Source organism: Pseudomonas sp. JL3 (assembly GCF_031570575.1).
Classification (GTDB): domain Bacteria; phylum Pseudomonadota; class Gammaproteobacteria; order Pseudomonadales; family Pseudomonadaceae; genus Aquipseudomonas; species Aquipseudomonas cucumis.
Map to the genome: position 1 here is coordinate 1 of NZ_JAKWJK010000045.1, position 3,533 is coordinate 3,533.

Annotated in this window: 1 protein-coding gene; it reads left to right on the top strand. The window is 64.6% G+C overall.

Going from position 1 to position 3,533, the window contains the following annotated elements; genetic code table 11:
- Nucleotides 1-3,533, top strand: a 3,533-nt coding sequence (locus tag MMG91_RS28660; RefSeq protein WP_310661436.1) for an amino acid adenylation domain-containing protein, incomplete at both ends; no start/stop codon positions are given.

Consider the following 3,533-nt stretch of genomic DNA (forward strand, 5'->3'; position numbering starts at 1 on the left):
CTGAACCTGACCCCGCTGCCCCAGGTCACCGGCACCACGCAGTTCGACTTGAGCCTGTCGCTCAACGACGACGGCGACACCATCAGCGGCCAGTTCGAGTACGCCACCGATCTGTTCGACGAAAGCACCATCGTGCGTTGGGGCCGGCACTTCCTGCACCTGCTGGACGCCCTGCTCGACGACGTGGAGCAACCGCTGGCGACCCTGCCGTTACTGGATAATCAGCAACGCCGCGAATTGCTCGGCGGCTTCAACCAGACCCGCGCCCATTTCCCTGACGGCATGTTGCTGCAGGAATGGTTCGAGCAGCATGCGCAGACGCGCCCGCAGGCCATCGCCGNCGACGTGGAGCAACCGCTGGCGACCCTGCCGTTACTGGATAATCAGCAACGCCGCGAATTGCTCGGCGGCTTCAACCAGACCCGCGCCCATTTCCCTGACGGCATGTTGCTGCAGGAATGGTTCGAGCAGCATGCGCAGACGCGCCCGCAGGCCATCGCCGTTCAGGCCGACGGGGTCAGCCTCAGCTACGCAGAGCTCAATGCTCGGGCCAACCGCATCGCCCACCGTTTGATCGCCGCCGGCCTGCGCCCGGATGAACGCGTGGCGCTGCTGGTGGAACGCAGCCCGGAAATGATCATTGGCATCCTTGCCATTCTCAAGGCGGGCGGTGCCTATGTGCCGCTCGACCCGAACTATCCTCAGGATCGCTTGCAGCACATGCTCAGCGACAGTTCGCCGCGAGTGCTGCTGAGTCAGGGCACTCTGGCCGAACAGTTGCCACCGCTGCAGATTGCACAATGGTCACTGAACGATGACCCGGCTGACGGCAACGACCACAATCCGCGGGTCGACGGTTTGACCTCCCGGCACCTGGCCTACGTGATGTACACCTCCGGCTCCACCGGCAAACCAAAAGGGGTGATGCTCGAACACCGTTCGGTGTGCAACCAGATCGGCGCCCTGCAAGAACGCTATGGGCTCAATCCCCAGGACCGCATCCTGCAATTTGCCACCATGACCTTCGACATGTCCGTGGAAGAGATCTTTGGCGCGCTACTGTCCGGCGCCACCCTGGTGCTGCGCAGTGATGCCTGGATCGCCGGCACCGCCGCCTTCGCCGCACTGTGCGAACAGCACGCCATCACCGTGGCCAACCTGCCGACGGTGTTCTGGCAACAAGTGAGTCGCGACCTGCACGTGCCCCTGCCGACCTGCCTGCGTCAGTTCATGATTGGCGGCGAAGCGGTGGGCAAACAGGCCGTGGCCCAGTGGTTCGCCCGTGCCGGCCATCGTCCGGCACTGTTCAACGCCTACGGCCCGACCGAGGCCACCGTGAACGCCTCGATCCGCCTGATGGAACGCGACAACGACGACTTCCGCTCCATCGGCACGCCGGTGCGCAACACTCAACTGCATGTGCTGGATGCCGCCGCAGAACTGATGCCCCTGGGAGTGGCCGGGGAAATCCATATCGGCGGCGTGGGCGTGGCCCGCGGCTACCTCAATCGCGACGAACTGACGGCCGAGCGGTTCATCGCCGACCCGTTCAGCACCGACCCCGACGCGCGTCTGTACAAGACTGGTGATCTCGGCCGCTGGCGCGCAGACGGCACCCTCGAATACCTGGGGCGCAACGACGACCAGGTGAAAATTCGCGGTTTCCGGGTGGAGCTGGGAGAAATCGAAGCCGTCCTCGCAGCCGTTGCCGGTGTGCGCGAAGCGGTGGTGGTAGCCCTGGAAAGCAAACCGGGCCAATCGGACAGTAAGCGCTTGATCGCTTATCTGTGCGGTGAGCCGGTGGCGGTGGAGCTACTGCGCGCCGTGTTGCTGGAATCGCTGCCCGAGTACATGGTGCCAAGCGCCTACGTGCACCTTGAAGCCCTGCCGCTGACGCCCAACGGCAAACTCGACCGCCGCGCCCTGCCCGCGCCGGGCCAGGACGCCTTCGTCAGCCGGGCCTATGAGGCGCCGCGCGGCGAGATCGAACAGATTGTCGCGAGCGTCTGGCAAGACTTGCTGGGCCTCGAACAGGTTGGCCGTCACGACCGTTTCTTCGAACTCGGCGGGCATTCGCTGCTGGCCGTGAGCCTGATCGACCGCTTGCGCCTGCACGGCCTGAACGCGACGGTGCGCACCGTGTTCACGGCCCCCAGCCTGCGGGAAATGGCCCAGGCCCTGAGCCGCAACAGCGAGGCACTGTTCCATGCACCGGCCAACCGCATTCCGGCCGATTGCACCGCCCTGACCCCGGACATGTTGCCGCTGGTGGAACTGACCCCGGCGCAACTTGAACGCATCGTCGCCGCCGTGCCCGGTGGAGCCGCGAACATCCAGGACATCTACCCGCTGGCGCCGTTGCAGCAAGGCATTCTGTTCCATCACTTGCTGGGACATGAAGGCGACGCCTATCTGGTGCGCTCGATGATCGAGTTCGACGATCGTCAGCGCCTCGATGCCTTTATCACAGCCTTGCAGGTAGTGATCGACCGCCACGACATTCTGCGCAGCGCCGTGCATTGGGTTGGTCAGCCGCAAGCGGTTCAGGTGGTGCAACGCCAGGCTCGGCTGCCGGTACACAACATCACACTGGTTGCGGGTGAGGACTCGCGAGTCCAACTGGAACGCCTGAGCGATCCACGGCAGCTGCGCCTGGACTTGCAACAGGCGCCGTTGATGCGCGCCTGCATCGCCCGTGATCCGCACTCCGAACGCTGGTTGCTGGCTCTGCTCGACCATCACATGATCAGCGATCACGTGTCCCTGGGGATCGTGCTCGAAGAAATCCAGACCCTGTTGCAGGGCCAGGGCGCCAGCCTGCCGGCCCCGATGCCTTATCGGGAGTTTGTCGCACAGATTCTCGCGACTCCCGCCCAGGTCCACGAAACCTACTTCAGCAACCGCCTGGCCAGTGTCGATGCACCTACCGCGCCGTTCGGCGTGCTGGATGTCCAAGGCGACGGTGCCCAGGTGGTGGAGACCAGCGTGCGCCTCGACCCGGCCCTGAGCCAAAGAGTCCGCGCTCAAGCACGGACGGCCGGGGTGACGCCGGCTGTGCTGTTCCATATTGCCTGGGCCCAGGTGCTCGGGCGCTGCACCGACCGTGACGACGTGGTGTTCGGCACTGTGGTCGCAGGGCGTTTGCAAGGTTCGGCGGGGGCCGACCGGGCCCTTGGCGTGTTCATCAACACCCTGCCGGTGCGGGTGCAATTGGCCGGGGTCGGCGTCAAGGCGCTGGTGGACGAAACCTATCGCGATCTCAGCGAATTGCTGGCCCACGAACAGGCTTCCCTGGCCCTGGCTCAACGTTGCAGCGGCGTAGCTCCGGGCCTGCCGTTGTTCACCACACTGCTCAATTATCGGCATCAAACCGACGGTGGCTCACTGGCCAACGAAGATCAAGTCCTGGCCTGGGATGGCGTGCGTTTCCTGAGCAATGAAGCCCGCACCAATTACCCGATTGAAGTGGCCGTGGCGGATGAAGGCGACGACTTCTCCCTGACCGCTCAATCCATCACCGGCATCGACCCGCA